1 rRNA gene is annotated in these 246 nt (G+C 49.2%); it reads left to right on the forward strand.

Annotation, left to right across the window (positions count from 1 at the left end):
- Positions 1–246: ribosomal RNA gene (locus tag ACTHSL_RS14020) — 16S ribosomal RNA — on the forward strand; the annotation flags it as partial.

The raw sequence follows: 246 nt of genomic DNA on the forward strand, positions 1-246 counted from the left end.
GCGTAAAGGATGCGTAGGCGGATACTTAAGTCAGATGTGAAATACCCGAGCTCAACTTGGGTGCTGCATTTGAAACTGGGTGTCTAGAGTGCAGGAGAGGTAAGTGGAATTCCTAGTGTAGCGGTGAAATGCGTAGAGATTAGGAAGAACACCAGTGGCGAAGGCGACTTACTGGACTGTAACTGACGCTGAGGCATGAAAGCGTGGGGAGCAAACAGGATTAGATACCCTAGTAGTCCTGTCTCT

The sequence above is a fragment of the Neisseria sp. P0008.S010 genome (assembly GCF_051962715.1).
GTDB lineage: Bacteria > Pseudomonadota > Gammaproteobacteria > Burkholderiales > Neisseriaceae > Neisseria > Neisseria elongata.